The organism is Stenotrophomonas sp. YJH_SMC_73 (genome assembly GCF_059370155.1).
The window spans coordinates 192,016-209,944 of sequence record NZ_JCAFTJ010000006.1; the positions used below are offsets into that span (position 1 = coordinate 192,016).

At 67.3% G+C, this 17,929-nt stretch carries 18 protein-coding genes; 2 read left to right on the forward strand and 16 right to left on the reverse strand.

Annotation, left to right across the window (positions count from 1 at the left end; all coding sequences use genetic code 11):
* Nucleotides 1-5: 5 nt before the first annotated feature.
* Nucleotides 6-1,178: an MFS transporter gene (locus AC5P8R_RS11915; protein ID WP_197621161.1), complete on the reverse strand. Its 1,173-nt coding sequence runs from the start codon at nucleotides 1,176-1,178 to the stop codon at nucleotides 6-8.
* Complete coding sequence (locus AC5P8R_RS11920) at nucleotides 1,175-2,389, reverse strand: MFS transporter (protein WP_197621160.1); 1,215 nt, start codon at nucleotides 2,387-2,389, stop codon at nucleotides 1,175-1,177. Before AC5P8R_RS11920 ends, AC5P8R_RS11915 begins: the two co-directional genes overlap by 4 nt.
* Nucleotides 2,390-2,522: 133 nt before the next feature.
* Between AC5P8R_RS11920 and AC5P8R_RS11925 the strand changes: the two genes are divergently transcribed.
* The gene (locus AC5P8R_RS11925; RefSeq protein ID WP_014645786.1) at nucleotides 2,523-3,110 is read left to right on the forward strand and encodes a TetR/AcrR family transcriptional regulator; all 588 of its coding nucleotides are present in this window, start codon (nucleotides 2,523-2,525) and stop codon (nucleotides 3,108-3,110) included.
* Between the two features lie 111 nt (nucleotides 3,111-3,221).
* On the opposite strand, the gene AC5P8R_RS11930 is transcribed toward AC5P8R_RS11925, so the two are convergent.
* Nucleotides 3,222-4,151 (reverse strand): oxygenase MpaB family protein, encoded by a 930-nt coding sequence (locus tag AC5P8R_RS11930; RefSeq protein WP_197621159.1) that lies wholly within the window; start codon nucleotides 4,149-4,151, stop codon nucleotides 3,222-3,224.
* Nucleotides 4,152-4,460: 309 nt separating this feature from the next.
* On the opposite strand from AC5P8R_RS11930, the gene AC5P8R_RS11935 reads away from it, so the two are divergent.
* Nucleotides 4,461-5,075 carry a hypothetical protein gene (locus AC5P8R_RS11935; protein WP_014645784.1) on the forward strand — a complete coding sequence of 205 codons (615 nt, stop codon included), beginning with the start codon at nucleotides 4,461-4,463 and terminating at the stop codon, nucleotides 5,073-5,075.
* 39 nt (nucleotides 5,076-5,114) lie between these two features.
* Here the strand turns inward: AC5P8R_RS11935 and AC5P8R_RS11940 are convergent, their stop codons facing one another.
* From AC5P8R_RS11940 to AC5P8R_RS12000, 13 genes are all read right to left on the reverse strand, one after another.
* On the reverse strand, nucleotides 5,115-5,459 hold the full coding sequence (locus AC5P8R_RS11940; protein ID WP_014645783.1) for a hypothetical protein: 345 nt from the start codon (nucleotides 5,457-5,459) through the stop codon (nucleotides 5,115-5,117).
* 33 nt (nucleotides 5,460-5,492) lie between these two features.
* Entirely contained in the window at nucleotides 5,493-6,263 is a 771-nt protein-coding gene (locus AC5P8R_RS11945; RefSeq protein WP_014645782.1) for a LytR/AlgR family response regulator transcription factor, read from the reverse strand.
* A complete protein-coding gene (locus AC5P8R_RS11950) occupies nucleotides 6,253-7,512 on the reverse strand; it encodes a sensor histidine kinase (protein ID WP_164166971.1) in 1,260 nt (419 codons plus the stop codon). The genes AC5P8R_RS11945 and AC5P8R_RS11950 overlap by 11 nt, the downstream gene beginning before the upstream one ends.
* 174 nt (nucleotides 7,513-7,686) lie before the next feature.
* Nucleotides 7,687-9,336, reverse strand: coding sequence for a M28 family metallopeptidase (locus AC5P8R_RS11955; RefSeq protein WP_197621158.1), 1,650 nt, complete (start codon nucleotides 9,334-9,336; stop codon nucleotides 7,687-7,689).
* A 243-nt stretch (nucleotides 9,337-9,579) separates the two neighbouring features.
* The gene (locus AC5P8R_RS11960; RefSeq protein WP_041863036.1) at nucleotides 9,580-11,229 is read right to left on the reverse strand and encodes a CsgG/HfaB family protein; all 1,650 of its coding nucleotides are present in this window, start codon (nucleotides 11,227-11,229) and stop codon (nucleotides 9,580-9,582) included.
* Between the two features lie 16 nt (nucleotides 11,230-11,245).
* Nucleotides 11,246-11,932, reverse strand: a complete 687-nt coding sequence (locus tag AC5P8R_RS11965; protein ID WP_014645778.1) for a hypothetical protein — start codon at nucleotides 11,930-11,932, stop codon at nucleotides 11,246-11,248.
* A gap of 98 nt (nucleotides 11,933-12,030) precedes the next feature.
* On the reverse strand, nucleotides 12,031-13,131 hold the full coding sequence (locus tag AC5P8R_RS11970) for a hypothetical protein (RefSeq protein ID WP_014645777.1): 1,101 nt from the start codon (nucleotides 13,129-13,131) through the stop codon (nucleotides 12,031-12,033).
* Nucleotides 13,122-14,318, reverse strand: coding sequence for a hypothetical protein (locus AC5P8R_RS11975; protein ID WP_111205906.1), 1,197 nt, complete (start codon nucleotides 14,316-14,318; stop codon nucleotides 13,122-13,124). The genes AC5P8R_RS11970 and AC5P8R_RS11975 overlap by 10 nt, the downstream gene beginning before the upstream one ends.
* A 106-nt stretch (nucleotides 14,319-14,424) precedes the next feature.
* The gene (locus AC5P8R_RS11980; RefSeq protein ID WP_495223444.1) at nucleotides 14,425-15,687 is read right to left on the reverse strand and encodes an RNA polymerase sigma factor; all 1,263 of its coding nucleotides are present in this window, start codon (nucleotides 15,685-15,687) and stop codon (nucleotides 14,425-14,427) included.
* A 45-nt stretch (nucleotides 15,688-15,732) separates the two neighbouring features.
* Complete coding sequence (locus AC5P8R_RS11985; RefSeq protein WP_014645774.1) at nucleotides 15,733-16,089, reverse strand: DUF1428 domain-containing protein; 357 nt, start codon at nucleotides 16,087-16,089, stop codon at nucleotides 15,733-15,735.
* Nucleotides 16,090-16,112: 23 nt separating this feature from the next.
* Nucleotides 16,113-16,523 carry a VOC family protein gene (locus tag AC5P8R_RS11990; protein ID WP_014645773.1) on the reverse strand — a complete coding sequence of 137 codons (411 nt, stop codon included), beginning with the start codon at nucleotides 16,521-16,523 and terminating at the stop codon, nucleotides 16,113-16,115.
* Nucleotides 16,524-16,557: 34 nt separating this feature from the next.
* Nucleotides 16,558-16,980: a VOC family protein gene (locus tag AC5P8R_RS11995; RefSeq protein WP_169412373.1), complete on the reverse strand. Its 423-nt coding sequence runs from the start codon at nucleotides 16,978-16,980 to the stop codon at nucleotides 16,558-16,560.
* A 67-nt stretch (nucleotides 16,981-17,047) separates the two neighbouring features.
* Nucleotides 17,048-17,461: a YciI family protein gene (locus AC5P8R_RS12000; RefSeq protein WP_014645771.1), complete on the reverse strand. Its 414-nt coding sequence runs from the start codon at nucleotides 17,459-17,461 to the stop codon at nucleotides 17,048-17,050.
* Nucleotides 17,462-17,929 lie beyond the last annotated feature (468 nt).

Genomic DNA, 17,929 nt, shown 5'->3' on the forward strand with positions numbered 1-17,929 from the left:
TGGATCTACCTGCGGGTGATGGCAGCCATCAGCAGGGCACTCCCAGCCAACACCGCCGCAGCCCACAGATTCGCATGCAGGCCCACGCCATCCAGCAGGCGGCCACCACCCCACGCACCCATTGCGATGCCGATGTTGAATACCGCCACATACAACGCGGTGGCGATCTCCACGGCCTGCGGCACCGCCTTCATCATCCAGCTCATCAGGCCCACCGATACACCGCCATAGGCCAGACCCCACAGCAGCAGCACTGCAATACCTGCGGAGGGCGCATTTCCCACCCACAGGAACAGCAGAGGCGTCAGCAGCAGGCCCGAGGCTATCGCCAGCAGCGTGCCCCGTGGATGGCGCGCAGCCAGCGGCCCGGCGATGAAGTTGCCGGCGATGCCAGCCAGGCCGTACCCAAACAGCAGTGCACCTATCCACGACGCATCCACGCCCGATACGGACGTCAGCAGCGGCCGCACGTACGTGAAGGCGATGAAGTGCCCGGACACCAGCAGCCCGGTCAGCCACAGGCCACGCCGCAGGTTGCGCTGGCCAAGCTGCTGCACGAACTGTCGCGGCCGCACCGATGTGCTGACCGGCAACGCGGGAACCACCCGCAGATGCAGCAGCATCACCGCCGCACTGAACAACGTCATCGCCACGAACGCGCTGCGCCAGCCCAATGCATCCCCGATCAGCGCGCCCAACGGAACGCCGAGCACCGAAGCTGCGGCCACGCCTCCGAAGATGATCGAGGTGGCCAGACCGATGCGCTGCGCAGGTACCAGGCGCGCTGCCAGCCCACCGGCAATGGTCCAGATGCCGCCCATGCAGAACCCCACCAGCACACGCGCGGCCAACAGCCAGCCGATGCCAGGTGCCAGCGCCGACGCAAGGTTGGCGACCAGCAGCAGGCCCAACAGCGCACACAGGATGCGGCGACGATCGATGCCACCGGCTGCGATCACCGCAAGCGGGGCGAACACTGCCGCCAGCAGGGCGGGCAGTGAGATCATCAGGCCGGCGGTGCCGGTGGACGCGCCGAGATCTCCGGCGATGGGAGTCAGCAGGCCGACCGGCAGCATTTCGGTGGTGACCACCGAGAACGTGGCGAGGCCGACGGCGGAGACCGCCCACCACGGATGGCGGGGCACAGACGCGGCATGCGCAGGCGATGAAGCGCTCACGGGATGATTCCTTCAGGAGATGTGGACGCGGCAGACGGGCGCAGCGCACGTTGCACGAGCAAGGCGAACAGCAGCACGCCACCGCCTGCCGCCAGCGCAACCACAAAACCGCTGCGCACGCCCGCCGCATCGACGCTCTGTCCAGACAGCGCCGCGCCCAGCGCCACGCCGATGTTGAGGCCGGCCAGCAGCCACGTCATGCCTTCGGTCAGGCGTGCTTCGGGCACGCGTTGTTCAACCAGCGACATCGCCACGATCATCGTCGGCGCGAAGAACACCCCGGCCAGCAGTACCGCAGCGGCCAGTGCCGGCAGAGTGCCGACCCACAGCAGCGGCAACGTGGTCAATGCGGTGGCCGCTGCTCCGGCCAGCAACAGGCGCGGCAGCGGCATCGGCAGCTTCAGGGCACCAAACAGCAGGCCCGCCGAGCAGCTGCCCAGCGCGTAGGCCGACAGCACCCAGCTGGCAGCTAGTGGCTGTCCGCGCAGCTCGGCCAATGCCACGCTGGTGATGTCGACGGTGCCGACGATCACGCCCATCGCCAGCATCAGCAACGCCAGCAGGCGGATCTCCGGTTGCCGCAGCAGCGAGTGCGAGGATGTTGCACCTTCGTAGTGCTGTATCGGCGGCTCGGTGCCCCGCTGCAGCACCAGTGCGGCGACGCCGGCCACCAGCAGCAGGGCGGCCGCCAGTACGCCAGCCTGTGGCCATACCGCCACCGACAATCCGACGGACAACGGTGGCCCGGCGATGAAGGTCACCTCGTCGAACACGCTCTCCAGCGAATACGCGGTCTGCAGCTGTGGTCGTCCGCGATGGGTCGCGGTCCAGCGCGCTCGCACCATCGCCGACACGCTGGGCATGCAGCCGGCCAGCATCGCCGCAACGAACAGCGTCCAGTCCGGCGCGGCCAGCAGCGTGCACGCGAGCAGCAACAGCAGACCGGCCGCACTGGCCGCAGTGGCCCATGGCAGTACCCTGCCCTGCCCGCGCCGGTCGACCCAGCGCGACACCTGCGGCGACAGCAACGCATAGGTCAGCACGAAGGTGGCCGACACCGCACCGGCCAGTGCATAGCTGCCGCGCAGCTGGGACAGCAAGGTGATGATGCCGATACCGGTCATCGGCAGCGGCAGGCGTGCCAGCAGCCCGGCCAGGGCGAGGCCGGCGGTGCCGGGGGTCGCGAACAGGTCGCGATAGGGGGTGGCCATCAGGTTCTCCAAGGCAGCGACTTGCCTGGCGCACGGGGCGCCATGACAATACATACAGGGCGTATGAATAAGAGGCTACATTCATACGCGCCGTATGTAAATAATCATGCACTATGTATGTAAGGAGCTCTGAATGGTTCGCCGCACCCGCGCCGAGATGGAAGAAACCCGCGCCACCCTCCTGGCCACCGCCCGCCGGGTGTTCAGCGAGCATGGCTATGCCGCCACCTCGATGGACGACCTGACCGCCCAGGCCGGGCTGACCCGCGGCGCGCTGTACCACCACTTCGGCGACAAGAAGGGTCTGCTGGCGGCTGTCGTCGCCCAGCTCGATGCCGAGACCGACCAGCGCCTGCAGGCGATCAGTGATGCCGCCGACGATGCCTGGGAGGGCTTCGTGCAGCGTTGCCGCGCGTACCTGGAGATGGCGCTGGAACCGGAGATCCAGCGCATCGTGCTGCGCGACGCGCGCGCGGTGCTCGGTGGCGCCTCACCGGAATCGCAGCGCCACTGCGTGCATTCGATGCAGCACCTGATCGAACATCTGGTTGCCCAGGGCGTGGTGGCGCCGGTGAATGCGCAGGCGCTGGCGTCGCTGATCTATGGCAGCCTGGCCGAGGCCGCGTTCTGGATCGCCGAGGGCGAGGATGGCGACGTGCGCCTGCGGCAGGCGACGGCGGCGCTGGAGATGCTGTTGCGCGGGTTGAAGTCGGCGGGGTAAGGCCCATCCACGCATGGCGTGGATCTACTGCGGCATCCGCTCGGGTAGAGGCCAACCTTGGTTGGCGCTCCTGCGGCACCGCGCGCAACGCGTGCCAACCAAGGTTGGCACCTACCGGGGAACGCTGGGCCACTCGCGCAGCACCGACACCGGCACGCCCATGCGCGCACAGGCGCGGCTGGCCAGGCCATCGGGCAACGCACGGCGGAACAGCGGCGCCATGCCCTGCATCAGCTTCGCCGACGCGGCGGCCTGCGCGCGCTGACGGCCACTGCGTTCAAGCATGCCTTCGGCCCAGTCCGGCAGCAGTGCCGCGCCTGCACCCAGGAACACTTCGCGCGACAGCCCCGGCACCGGTACCGGCAGGCGCACGCCGGACAGCACCTCCAGCACCTCGCGCGAGCGCTCGTCGACGCGCAGCTCCGGCTGCCGCGCACAGAAGTACGCCGCCACTTCCGCTTCGCTGCGCGGCACGTCCACCGCACCCAGTGCCTCGGCCACGCAGCGGTACTCATCGTAGTAACGGTCGGCGATGTGTGCCGGCACCTCCCGTCCGTACCGGCGGAAGCCCTGAAGGAACCCGAACGCCTCGGTCACATGCACCCAGGTCAGCAGTTGCGGATCGTCGGCGGCGTAGGGTTCGCCCTGTGCGGTCTGGCCGCGGATCTGTGCATGGATGCGGCGCACCTTGGCCACCAGCGCCTCCACCTCGCCGGTGGGCGCATAGCTGGTACCGGCAACGAACGCGGTGGTGCGACGCAGGCGACCCACCAGGTCCTGGCGGAAATTGGAGTGATCGTAGACCCCGGCCAGCGCGCGCGGATGCAGGGTCTGCAGCATCAGCGCGCACAGGCCACCGGCCAGCATCGAGGGGAACTCGGCGTGCAGGCGCCAGGTCACGCTGTCGGGTCCAAACCAACCCGGGTCACCCAGCGGCTGGTCGTAATCGATGCCGCTCTGGCCACGGGGGAAGGCCTCCAGCACCCAGCGCCGGATCGGCGCGGTGACGGGGCGGGAGAGTCGCTGCAGCAGAGCCGGCATCACAGGTCCAAGAAAGACGGAAGAACAGTCGCATCTTGCGCGGTTGGCTCCGATTCTCGGCGATCACGACCGCGGCGGCGAGTCTTCGTACTCAGCCACGGTTTCATGTGCGGCCGCAGCACATTTCACCCTGCGACATCCTGTCGCAGGCAGCGCCCTCGATGCTGCGATGCAACAACATTCACCGATTCAGGCAAAGCCCTTGCGCAGCTTGGCATTGCGCCCATTGCACGGCTCGCTGGAAGTGCTAGAACTGGAACCGCCACACCGTCCAATGCTGATCGACGCACGTTCCACAAGGAGCCAGCCATGATTGCTTTGTTCAAGGGTTTGGGAATTCTGCTTCGCGACAACGAGCTCTACAGCAGCCCGTTCGACAAACAGGTCGCGCATTGGCGCAATCTCAGCGAGCAGCAGATCCGCGATGAAGTCGCGGTGCTGGCCCAGGCCAAGTGCCAATGGCTGATCGCCTCGATCGTCGGCTGGCAGGCAGCCTCGCTGCTGATTCTTGGCCTGATCGCCAACTACCTCTGGCGCGACGACTTCCATATCACGTTCACCCGCGTGGTAGTCGTGTTCGGCTCGTGGGTGTCGATCCTGTTCGTGATCTGGTTCATGGCCAACATGTTCGATCAGCAGGCCGGTTTCGAGCGCTGGATGAAGGCGTTCAACAGTCGCGCACGCATCAGCTCCAAGGCCGACAGCGTCGAGCACGTGGCCGAGGCACTGGACCTGGCCGAGCATTACCCGGAAGTGCTCGATTACAAGCAGGCGGTCACCGCCAAGCGCGAGCTGCGCCACGAGGACATCCGCATCATGACCGAGATCGGGCGCATGAAGCAGCACTCCGAACTGGTCGGCCGCCTCAACCACGTGGGCGAGAACGAGCACCACCACGACCTGACACTACAGCCTGCCTACTGACCCTTCAGGGAAGCGGGGGGAGCCACAATGCCACCGTGATCACTCACGGTGGCATTGTTCTTTCCGATCCTCGCTGACGCACTGGGCGAAGCCCTTCGGCAGGCCCCTGAACTCCCGGGTCGTGCCGGCCGCCAACGCGAACGACCGTATCGGCGCTTTCGCACAGGCGGCATCAGGACGACAGGCCGGGTCCAGCACCAGGTAATGGCACTGGCCGCTGCGGCTGGCCATGCACTCGAAACGCGCCACGCCGTCCACTACCGTGCGCTTGCTGTACAGCGTGTCCACGCCATTGGCAGTGGTGCGGGTGATCGCGGTTTCAGTGGACTTCCGGCAACCGGCAAGCGCCAATGCGGCGAGGCCGACAAGCAGGAAAAAACGCATGCAATGCTCCTGGCGGCGGAGACTGCGGCGCGGCTACATGCCGCGGAACAGGCTCATGAACGGTTGGCTGACCACCAGCGTCTCCGTGCGCCCGCGCAGGCGCAGCACGCCGCGCCCGGTGTCGTCGCGGCTCACCGCTGCCACCGCCTTCATGTTGACGATGGTGGAGCGGTGGATCTGGCGGAAGTGCTGCGGGTCGAGCACTTCAAGCAGTTCACGTAACGGTGTGCGCAGCAGGCTTTCGCCGGCAGCGGTGACCACGGTGGTGTACTTGTTGTCGGCGCGGAAGTAGGCCACATCTTCCAGCATGATCAGCTGCGTCTCGCGGCCGTTGCTGGCGGTGATCCAGGCCAGTGGCGGGCGCTCCGCTGCGCCCTGCGACGGGCCCAGCCGCTGCAGCAGGCGCTCCAGCACGGCATCGTCCTGTCGCGTTGATGGCAGCCGCGACAGGATGCGCTCGCGGGTGGCCAGCAGGCGCTCGTCGCTGACCGGCTTCAACAGGTAGTCCATCGCGCCCTGCTCGAACGCATCGATGGCGTACTGGTCGTAGGCGGTGACGAACACTACCTGGGTGCGCGGGCTCAGCTCGGACAGCGAGCGCGCGACCTCGATGCCGCTGATGCCGGGCATGCGGATGTCGAGAAAAGCGATATCCGGCTGCGTCTCGGCCAGCTGCTCCAGTGCACTGGCACCGTCCTCGCACTCGGCCACCAGCTTCAGCTCCGGCCACAACCGGCCCAGCTGCTCCACCAGTGACTGCCGCAGCAGTTCTTCGTCTTCGGCGATCAGGGCTTCAAGCGGCATGGCTGCGCTCCTTGGGCGACTGCGGCAGGGTCATGGTCGCGGCCACGCCGCTGGGGAAGTTGGCAACGATCGCCACGCCGGCCTGCTCGCCGCAGGTCAGGCGCAGGCGCTCGCGCAGGTTCTTCAGGCCGATGCCGGTACCGCTGGTGCCCTGGCCGAAGCCCAGCCCATCGTCGGCCACGGTCACGGTCACGTGGTCATCGAAGCCGCGCGCCAGTATCCAGATCGTGCCACCGCCGGGCTTGGGTTCCAGGCCGTGCTTGATCGCGTTCTCCACCAGCGTCTGCAGTGCCATCGCCGGCAGGTGCACGCCGTGCAGTTCGTTCGGTACCTGCATTTCCACCGCCAGGCGTGCGCCCATGCGGATGCGCAGGATTTCCAGGTACGCGCGGGTGCGGTCCAGCTCCACGCCCAGCGTGGATACCGATTCGTCCACCTGCGGCAACGAGCTGCGCAGGTATTGAATGAGGTGGCCGAGCATCTGTTCGGCACGCGCCGGATCGGTGCGGGTCAGTACCTGCGCGTTGGCCAGCGTGTTGTAGAGGAAGTGCGGTTCCACCTGCGCATGCAACAGGTTCAAGCGTGCCACCGACAGTTCCTTTTCCACCTGGGTCTGTTCGGCCGCAGCCTGTTCGTCGCGGCGCTGGTCGGCGACGCGGCGGCTGATCGCACGGGTGACTGCTTCGGCGTTCTCGAAGTTGCTGCCTTCGTCGAGCGCCAGCAGGTCGGCCCACCAGCCGGCATCGGGTTCGAACAGCAGGGTCACGGTGCTGGTGCCCTGCCCCGGTGTCACCGTGGCCAGCACGCTGTTGCGCTTGATGGCCAGCCGCGCCGGCAGGTTCCAGCGCGAGGGCTGGCGGCCGTTCCAGAGGTCGACCCGGCGCACATAGGCGCGCACCTGCAGGCTGCCGGCCGAGCTTTCCACGTCTTCGACGCGCGGTAGTTCGGAAATCGCCGCCTCCACCACCGAGAAGGCGTGGCCCGCGTCCATCGGCAGTTCGATCTGGCGGCGCTGGCGGCCGGACAGGGTGGTGGCATCCAGGCGACCGGCCACCAGCCAGACCCGGCGGATGTGGGTGATGGCACTGCCCAGCGCGGAAATGATCAGGAACATCGCCAGCAGCCCGAAGATCCAGCCCGGGCCATCGTTCATGCCACTGAAGATGCCGCTCCAGACCATGCCGGCGACAACCAGCGCGGCAGCCCAGGCCAGCAGGTGGCGGATCAGGAGAGAGAGGCTGGCGAACACGGCGGCGCCTTGAGGAAGGGGGTGAGCCGAGCATAGGGCGGCCCGCCGGGCAAGCAAGCAGGCTGCGACGAAGGCCGGGAAAGTTGGGATGGAAGCCGTTATGGAAACGCCGGGCACGGCCCGGCGTTTCCGGGGGCGGCAATGCCGGCCAGCGGCCGGCACTACCGGACGCCGTTATTTGCGCTGGTCGGCGCTGGCGTCACGCACGGCGCGGAACGCCTCGTCCTTGCTCCAGTTCGGCCAATCGCGGGAATTGGCCAGCTGGTTGCCCAGCGTGTACAGCACTTCCAGGTCGCGCGCGGCACCGGCAAACACCCAGTCCGGCTGCCACTCGTCGCCCTGCTGGTGATAGCGCTTGGCGGTGTAGTCCTCGGAGGCCTTCCTGCCTGCGGCCACGCCACCGTCCACCCAGTCCTGGCCGGCCGACCAGGACAGCGCCGGCACGCCACGCTTGGCGAACGGGAAGTGGTCGGAGCGGAAGAACAGGCCCGCTTCCGGCTTCGGGTCCGGCGTGTAGCGGATATCCCAGCCCTTGGCCACGTCCTTCAGCTGGTCCAGCAGCTCGAAGCGCGCGGCACCGTAGATACCGAAGTCACGCGACGGGCCGAACGGCGCCATGCCGTCCATGTTGATCACGGCCACGGTCTTTTCCAGCGGATACAGCGGATGGGTGGCGTAGTACTCAGAACCCAGCAGGCCCTTTTCCTCGGCGGTGACCGCCAGGAACAGCAGCGAGCGCTGCGGGCGCTTCTCCTTGGCGAAGCCACGGGCCAGCTCGACCAGCGAGGCGGTGCCGCTGGCGTTGTCCAGCGCGCCGTTGAAGATGCGGTCACCGCGCGCGTCCGGCTCGCCCACGCCGATGTGGTCCCAGTGCGCGCTGTAGATGATGGTCTCGTCCGGATGGCGGCTGCCTTCCAGGCGCGCGGCCACGTTGTGAGAGGTGATCACTTCGGTCTTCACCGCGTACTTCGCGTCCAGGCTGGCGCCGGTCAGCGGCACCGGGGTGAAGTCGCGCTGCTGCGCCTTCTTCTTCAGTGCCTCGAAATCCTGCCCGGCCGAGCGGAACAGCTCCACGGCAAGGTCGCGCTGGATCCAGCCTTCCAGCAGCGGGTGGCTTTCTGCCGGGTTGTCACGCACCACGTCGAACATGGTGTTGGTGTTGGAGCCGGCCACGGTGGCCCAGCCATACGACGCCGGTGCGGTCTCGTGCACGATCAGCACGCCCTGCGCACCCTGACGGGCGCCTTCCTCGTACTTGTAGGTCCAACGGCCGTAATAGGTCATGCCCTTGCCGTCGAAATCACCTTGGCCGGTTTCGAAGTCCGGGTCGTTGATCAGCACCACGGCGATCTTGCCCTTCAGGTCCACGCCCTTGAAGTCGTCCCAGTTGCGCTCCGGTGCCTTCACGCCGTAGCCGAGAAACACCAGCGGGGCCTTGCTGATGTCGACGCTGCTGGCGCCGTTCATGGCGGCGCGCACGGCGATCTGCTTGCCCTGCTCCAGCGGCAGGGTCTTGCCGCCCTGGTGCAGCGCCAGCTGCGGTGCGCCGACGATGTCGCCCTTGCGCAGCGGCACGGCCTGGGTCCACAGGCGCTTGCCGTCCTTGAGGTCGCCGCCCGGCTGCAGGCCGGCGTCGGCAAACTGCTTGCTGAGGTAGGCGATGGTCTTTTCTTCGCCGGCGGTGGCCGGCGAGCGGCCTTCGTAGGCGTCGGAGGCCAGTTCCTTGACGTCGGCGGAGATCCGCGCGCCATCGAATTTCGGGGTGGCCGCCATCAGTGCGCTCGACACCGACAGGGCCAGTACGCCCAGTACCACTCGTTTCATTGCTCTCTCCAGCAGGGAAATCCTTCTGGAGTGTAATGGGATTCGCCAGGGCTGCGCCCTGCACCTGCCGAAACAACGGCAACAGCCGAAGCAACAGCAAAAGCTGGTTTCCTGAGGGTAGGCGGGGTCCCACTGCTGTTGGTGGGTGTCGACCTTGGTCGACACGCACGGAAACACGAAGGGGTCAGATCCTTTTCCCGCCGGAAAAGGGCTCTGACCCCATCGGTGTGTTGCTTGGGCGTGTTACCAGTTCGGGTCTTCGGCCGGGGCAGCAGCGGGCTTGGGCTTCGGCTTGGCCGCCGGGCGTGCGGCGGCGGCGGGAGCGGCCGAGGCAGTCGCACCTGCGGCGGCGGCCGGCTTGCTGCCCAGCTTCTGGCGCAGTTCGATCTGGCCCGGGCGGAAACCGCCGCGCATCGCGTCGACGCCGTCTTCGATGGTGCCGTACGAGGTCTGTGCGGCCACGCGGTCGATGCGGATGGTGCAGCACGGGTGTTCACTGCGGCCCAGTGAGCGGCCGGTCTGCGGGTCCTTCAGTTCCTCGCCCAGGCGCACGGCCTGCCAGCGCTGGCCGGCCTGCAGGGTTTCGCCACCCTGGCTCAGCACCACCTGGTCACCGTCCACAGAAACCACCGACACCGGGAACAGCGTGGTGACGATGGTGGTACCGATCTGGCCCGACAGCGATTCCATCATCGCCGCGGCCATGTTGCGGCCGTTGACCACGCGGGGCAGGGTGCTCGGGCCGGTCGAGGCCAGCTGGTGGTCGAAGCTGTCGGACATCACCACCTGGCCGGTGGTGGCGTTGATCAGGCGCAGGGTGATGCGGCCGCCACCGGAGTACGAGGTCACCTGGCGGTCGGACATGCGCAGGTTGCGCACGCTGCGCGGGTACTCGAAGCGTTCGATGGTCGGGATCAGGATCAGGTCGGTCGCCAGCTGCTGCCCAACGCGTGCGGTGTCCTGCAGGCGCACGTTGCCGCTGTTGATATGGTCGATCTCGGCCTGCAGTTCGTCGCCGAACTCGCGATCCAGCACGATGAAGCGCTGGGTCTGGGTCAGCGTGTCGGACAGGCGCGCGCGGATCGCGTCGGCCACTTCATCGGCACTCACGCGGCCATCGCCCACGGCATAGCTGCCGGCCTTGGTGCGCGGCAGCGCGACCACGATCTTCGGCTTGCCCTGCTCGTCCGGTGCACGGTACTGCGCAATCTGTGCACGCACGCGCACCTTCCAGTAGCTGCGCATGCTGCGGTGGGTCACATCCGAATCGAACGAGCTTGCGCCACGCTTGGCATCGACGCTGACCTTCTCGTCGTAGCTCTCCTTGACGCTGGCCGAGGCTCCGCCGCCCTTGGCCGTGGCCTCGCCGGACGCGCTGGCAGAGGCCGAACCCTTGAAGCTCCAGCCTTCGTCGCTGGCGCGCACGCGCGCGATGGTTTCTTCATCCAGCTGCCGCACTTCGTCCTGCGACAGGATTTCATAGCCCAGCACCGCGCCCTGCGAGCCGGCGATCATCTGCTGGGTGAACGCGTCGGCGCGGATATCGCCGACGTGTTCGTCATCCACATCCACATGCAGGCCTGCACGCAGGCTCTGCATCTGGCTGGCCACGCGTACGCCGTTGACCTGCGCCACCGCCGACTGCAACGCCGCCAGCACCGCCAGTTCCGGGGTGCTGCCGATGCCGTCGGCCTCGCGCGCGACCTGGGTGGTGCCGCCGAAATCCGGCGTGCCACGCAGGGGCGCTGCTTCCACTGGCGCATTGCTGGCCAGTGCACTGGTTGCCTTGTCCTTGGCAGGTGCGGGCGCTTCGGCCGGGGTGTCCTGCTTGCCACAGGCTGCAAGCAGCGCGGCAGCCAGGCCCAGGCCGATCAAACGGGAGGTCGTACGCATGGGGATTCGCCTCGGATCAGTTCATCTTGTCCAGCTGGCCCAGCATCGAGTCGGCGTTGGACGGCACCTTGACCTTGCTCTTCTTGGCGAAGGTCACAGCCGACTTGGTCGAACCGTACAGGCCCTGGATGAAGCCCGGCGATTCCTTGGCCACCCATGCACCAGCGGCCAGCTTGCGGCCGACGGTAGCCATCTGGGTGGCGCCCAGGTTCTTCATGCCGGCGGTGAAGTTGCTGGCTTCGCCACCCAGCTTCTGCGCTTCGGCGGCCGACGCCAGCAGCGAGACCAGGCCTTCGGCGTAGTGCTGCTTGGATTCAGCGTTCAGCTCCGGCTGCGCGGCCTGGCGCTCGTCGATCGCGGCCTGGGCGGCTTCGCTGACCGACACCGACTTCTTCATCGCATCGACGCTGACCGAACCCGACGACAGCGCCTGGCGCTCGGCTTCCAGCAGCTGCACCTGCTCGGCCAGGCCGAAGGCACGGGCGAACGAGGTCTGGGCCTGCAGCGAGTGCGACTGCGAGCTGACGAAACGACGCACCAGCGCTTCCTGCGCGGCTTCGTCCGGGGCAGCGGCGCTGGAGGTGCTGCTGGAGGAGCCGGTGGAGCCACCAGCCAGGTCCTTCAGCTTGCCCAGGCCGGCATGGGCCGGCATCGACAGGGTGGCGGCCGCGATGGCCAGGGCAAGAGCGGTATTGCGGATCATGTGAGAGTCCTTTGGGAGAAACGGCCGCGTGCGGCACGTGGGGAATCGGTAACCCAGGGGCGATGCCGAGCGAGCTCGGCACCCACCGGGGCGGCGGATCAGCGGACCGCCTTGACGTTCAGTTCGTTGATCATCTGCTGGGCGGCCTTTTCGGCAGCCAGCTGCAGGGCATTGGTACGGGCCACGGTTTCATTCGGGCCGGTGCCGGAGAACTGCACCGGGCCGACCGACGACACGGTGCGCGGGAAACGACCGGTCACGTCCAGCACCTTGCCGGTGACAGTGACGAACACGCGGGTGTTGCCGCTGGCCGGATCGCGGTCACGCATGCCGACGTCGAGGGTGCCGACGGCGATGTACGGGATGTTGGCCGCACGGATGCCATTGGCGGTGTCGCGCAGGGTGGCCGGGGCCAGGTCGTTGCCGGTGCTGAAGTCCTTGCGGATGCGCTCGATGCTGAGCAGGCCGCGCGACTCGCCTTCCACGTATTCGGCTTCAACCACCTCGTAGCCGGCGGCGCTGAAGGCACCAGTCATCGCGGTGTTGACTTCGGCGGCGTTGGCCACCTTCCAGGTGATGTTGTCGGCGCGCGCGGTGGTGCTGCCGCCGCTGGTGACCGACACCGAACCGTTCTGGTTGATGCTGCCGTTGGTGCTGACCGAGTTGCCGCGGAAGCTGTCGCCTTCACGGGTGTTCTCGCTGTAGCTGCTGCTGGCGTCGACGCGGCGGTACTCCTTGTCCTGGAACGACTGCACGGTGTCCTGCGAGCGCGCCATGAACAGGAAGGTCAGCAGCGAGCGCTGCGCAGCGGTGGCGCCGGCCACGGCCGAACCCGCATCCAGCTTGGTCTGCAGCAGGGTAGTGTTGATCTCGGCGCGGACGGTGACGCTGTAGGTCTTGGCCTTCTTGTCTTCGGTGTCCGACAGCTGCACGGCGCTGAGCACGTAGCGGTCGATCTCGCCGATGAACTCGGCGCGGCGCGCCTCGAACAGGCGCAGCTTGGCCGCACCGGTTTCGGCGATGTACGCCTCCAGGGCATTGACCTTGGCCTTGTTCAGGGCCTGGGCACGGGTATCGGCGCTCAGGCGCAGGCCGTAGCTGGCCGAGCCGGTACCGCGCGAACTCGCGGTCTGCGCAGCGACCGGCGAGGCCACCGCCAGCGCGATGAGGATGAGCAGGATGGTACGCATCAACGACATGACTTGATCAACTCCTGGAGGGCTTGGGTCTGCTGCTGCAACGGGCGGCCGCCCGGCTTCTGTTCGTCCAGCCAGGCGCGCGAATCGGCACGCTTGGCGGCGGCGCCGGCGAAGGCGTCGAAGCCGGCCAGCAGGGTTTCGTAGCTGGCCGACCACTGGTCGACCTGCCACTGCGTGACCGGCACCACCTTGGTGGCCCCCTTGCGCAGCGGCTGTTCGAAATAGACCTTGCCCGAGAACGGCTCGCTCACCTTGGCGGTGAAGAAGGCGCCGAACAGCATCGTCTTCATCGCCGGGGTTTCCTCGATCACGCCGTTCTTCAGTGCATCGACCTGCAGCTGGATGACGTAGTCGGGTTCGGGAATCTTCAGCTGGTAGACCTTGCCGTCGGCAAAGCGGGCGGCCATCGCACCGCCGATCGCCTGGCCCGAGGCCGGCGGCAGCAGGCCAACGCCAGTGTTGGACGACAGCGTCTTGGACAGTTCGTGCGCAAGCGTGGCACGCAGCGGTGCTTCCCACTTCGGATCGGGCAGCTTGGCGCGTGCCGCGTCGGACAGGGTCACCCCGCCCACCTGCAGGCGACGCACGGCGGCATCGGGCAACCGGGCCTGCGCCAGGCTGGCCGCCAGTACCTGCGACAGGCTGGTATCGGCACCGCCGTACAGCAGATCGGCGACGATCGCGTCGATATCGTCGTTGTCCGGACGGTAGTCCTGCACGTCGATGCGCTGCAGGGTGAGCGGATAGGAGGCGATCACCTGGCGCTCGCGGAAGTCGAAGAACAACGCCTGCAGCGCCACTTCCACCAGCACCTTGTACTGGTCGCCGATCGGTTCGACCGAGACCAGCTCGCGATCCAGCGCAGCGGCCAGCACGGTGGCACTGGTGGTGCCGTCGAGCATCGCCACCGGCTGGTCGATCAGCTCCAGGTGGGCCGGTGCGCGGCGCTTGAGCGACTGTGCCAGCGTCTGGTTCAGCGGGACCAGCCCACGCCGTTCCAGCACCGCGTGCGCATGCGGGGTGGTCGCCTGCACGGCGGCGGCGTCAGCGGTATAGGCAAAACCGGCCCAATAGGCCTGCTGTGATTTGTCCGCAGCCTGCACGGCCATCGGCCATACGGCCAGGCACAGGGCACAGGCAAGCAGGCGCGCAAAAGCGCGCGATGCGCTCTTCGTCCTTGAATACATCCAACCGCTCCTCGGTCAATACGCACGGATCGCGGACGCTGATGCGTCCGCTGGGCGCGAAACATAGCCGCTCAGGCGGCCGGCGACAAGTGCTGCCTTTGTCGGCTCAGTCCGTGGGGGGCAGGCCCGCCCGTTGCCGCAGCAGTCCGCGCTCGGCCTGGTTCTGGCTGAGCCGAGCGGCCTGGCCAAAAGCGTCACGTGCGTCCTGCTCACGCCCCAGTGCCTGCAGCAGCTCGCCGCGCACCACCTGCAGCGGCGCATAGTCGCGCAGGCGCGCGTCGACCAGCAGGGGCTGCAGCTGCGCCCACGCGGCGAACGGGCCTTCGCTGCGCAGGATCGCCACCACCCGGTTCAATGCCACCACCGGCGAAGGTTGCACCTGCAGCAGCTGTGTATAGAGCGCGGCGATACGCGGCCAGTCGGTCGCGTCGGCGCGCCGCGCAGCCGCATGGCAGGCCGCGATGCGCGCCTGCAGCACATACGGATCCTGGTCGCCACCGATGGCCAACGCGCGCGCCAGCACCTGCTGCCCGCGGTCGATCTGCAGCCAGTCCCAGCGCGCGCGGTTCTGCTGGTCCAGCAGCACCGGCGCGCCCTGCGCGTCCACCCGTGCCGCTGCGCGCGAGGCCTGCAGTTCCATCAGCGCCAGCAGGCCCAGTACCGGCGGCACCGGCAACCGATGCGCCAGGATGCGGGCCAGCCGCAGCGCTTCCTCGCACAGCGCCGGGCGCATCCAGTCATCACCGGCGCTGGCGGCGTAGCCTTCGTTGAACACCAGATAGATCGCTTCCAGCACCGAGGCCAGGCGCTCCGGCATCGCGTCCGCGCGTGGCACTTCATAGGGCACCTGCTTCTGCGCCAGCGTGCGCTTGGCGCGCACGATGCGCTGGGCGATGGTCGGCTCCGGCTGCAGGAACGCACGTGCAATCTCGACGGTGCTCAGGCCACCGAGCAGGCGCAGGGTCAGTGCCACCCGCGCATCGGCCGGCAGCACGGGATGGCAGGCCACGAACATCAGCCGCAGCAGGTCATCGCCCAGGTCGTCCTCCAGTGCCTGGCTGTCATCCGGCGCCGGCAGTGCCGCCGGATGCAGTTCCTCGCCCCACTGCGCATGCTGCTGCGCCACCCGCTGGTGCTGGCGCAGCACATCGATGGCACGGTTGCGCGCGGTGGTCATCAGCCAGGCTCCGGGGTTGTCCGGGATACCCTGCTCCGGCCAACGCTCCAGCGCGGCCAGCCAGGTGTCCTGGGCCAGCTCCTCGGCACGGCCGACATCGCCACCGAGCAGCCGCGCCAGGCGCGCAATCAGCACTGGCGACTCCATCCGCCAGAGGGTTTCCAGACGCTGCGTCAGTGCGGGCTCGAGCATGCGCCGATCACAGCACGCACGCCCGGCCCGCACAAGCGCCGCAGCTCACGCTTCAACAATCGGCTTGAAGCCACCCCAGAACATGCGCCGGGTATCGAACGGCATGTCCTTCGGACCCAGCGACGCCAGCCGCGGGTCGGCCATCACCTTTGCGTTGATGCGGTCGCGTGCCGCGCGCGAGCGGAACACCACGAAGGCGACGATCACCGTCTCGCCCGGTTTCGCCTTGACCGCGCGCGGGAAGGAGGTGCTCTTGCCCGGCTCCACATCGTCGGCCACGCATTCCATGTACTGCAGCGCGCCATGGTCCTTCCACACCGCACCGGCCTTGCGGGCAAGGCGACGGTAGGCCGCCACCTTGTCCTGCGGGCACGGCAGCACGTAAGCGTCCACGTAAGCCATGCGGGTTCTCCCTGCGGCGGCCGTCAGCCCGGCTCGCCGTCCATGTGTGCGATTTCCCAGAGATGGCCATCCAGGTCCTGGAAGCCACGCTGGTACATGAAACCGTAGTCGCGCGCGGGCTGCGGTTCACTGGCGCCGGCCGCCAGAGCCTTGTCCACCATCACGTCCACCGCCTTGCGGCTGTCCGCCGACAGGCAGGTGATCACCTCGGTCTGGCTGCGTGCGTCGGCGATTGGCTTGGTGGTGAACTGCTTGAAGAACGGCTGGGTCAGCAGCATCACGAAGATGCTCTCGCTGATCACCATGCAGGCGGCATCGTCATTGGTGAAGGTCGGGTTGAAGCTGTAGCCCAGCGCGGCGAAAAAGGTCTTGGACGCGTTCAGATCCTGCACGGGCAGGTTGACGAAGATCATCTGCGGTTGCGGTGCACTCATCGGTGAAGCTCCTTGTGGATGAAAGAAAGTGGGATCAGGGCTGCTTCATGCAGTTGACCATCCACGGCTTACCGTAGCGGTCGATCAGCATGCCCCAGCGGTGTGCCCAGAACGTTTCGGCGATCGGCATCTGCACCTGGCCACCTTCGGCCAGTGCAGCGAACACGCGTTCGGCTTCTTCGATGCTGTCGACATCGACATTGATGGTGGTCGAGCCACCCTCGCCGCCGCCGGGGCCGTCGGCCGCCATCACGATGGCGTTGCCGATCTCCAGCTGGCTGTGCGCGACGTGGTCCAGCGTCTGCGCCGGCATTTCATTGCAGCCGGGCATGCCATCGGACGGCGGCATGTCACGGTATTTCATTTCCGAAGTGACCTGGCCACCCAGTGCCTTGGCGTAGAACGCCATCGCCTCGTGGGCCTGGCCGCTGAAGCCGAGGAAGGGAATCAGTCTCATGGCAATACTCCGTGATGTGGTTCAGGGCGGTAGCGCCGGGTCGTGCCCGGCGTGGAGATGAATCGGGTCAACCTTCCAGCTGTGCACGCAGACGCTGTTCCTGCTGCTGTAATTCGGGGGTGAAGGCTTCACCGAAGTCTTCAGCGGAGATCAAGGGACGCAGTTCGAGCGTGCCGCCACTGCCGAACGGCGCGCGGCTGGCCCATTCAACCGCTTCGTCCAGCGACCGCACCTCCCACAGCCAGAAGCCGGCGATCTGTTCACTGGCAGGACCGAACGGACCGGCCTCGACCTGGGGTGCCCCGCCGCCGAAGTGAATGCGACGGCCGCGCTGGGTGGCGTGCAGGCCTTCACCGGCCAGCATGATGCCGGCGGCCACCAGTTGTTCGTTGAAGGCGCCCATTTCGGACAGTTCCTGTTCGCTGGGCATGCGGCCGGCTTCGGAGTCGGCGTTGGCCTTCACGATCACCATCACTTTCATTGCGGTCTCCCGTGGGGACGCGTGGTGCGTGCCCTTCATTGGGTACAACGAACCAGGGGGCTGGGAATCGACACGTCCTCTGAAAATTATTTCTTCCGTGGAAAGCGCGCCTTCGGCGGAGGTCGGCGAACGGCGGAGCCCCTCCGTGGTGGGGTGGGTGGTCGCTGAAAGCGCGGGTTCATGGGTTTGGCCGGGTGGGTAGGCGGGTCGGGGGACGCCGTAAACCCATCCATGGGGGCTTGGCCGCGGCATCCATGCCGCGGACACCCTCGCCCCGCCTACCCACCCGGCCCTGGACAGTTTCCTGCCTCCGGTACCCACCACGGGAAGATCAAGAGAAAAGGCAACAGCAACAGCAACAGCAACAGAAAAAGCAAAGGCGGTTGGCTGGCGGGCTCGGCTTTGCGAGCGAAGCGACCCGCTTTTGCTCTTGCTTGTTGATTTCCCGTGGTGGATCGGCCGCCGGAA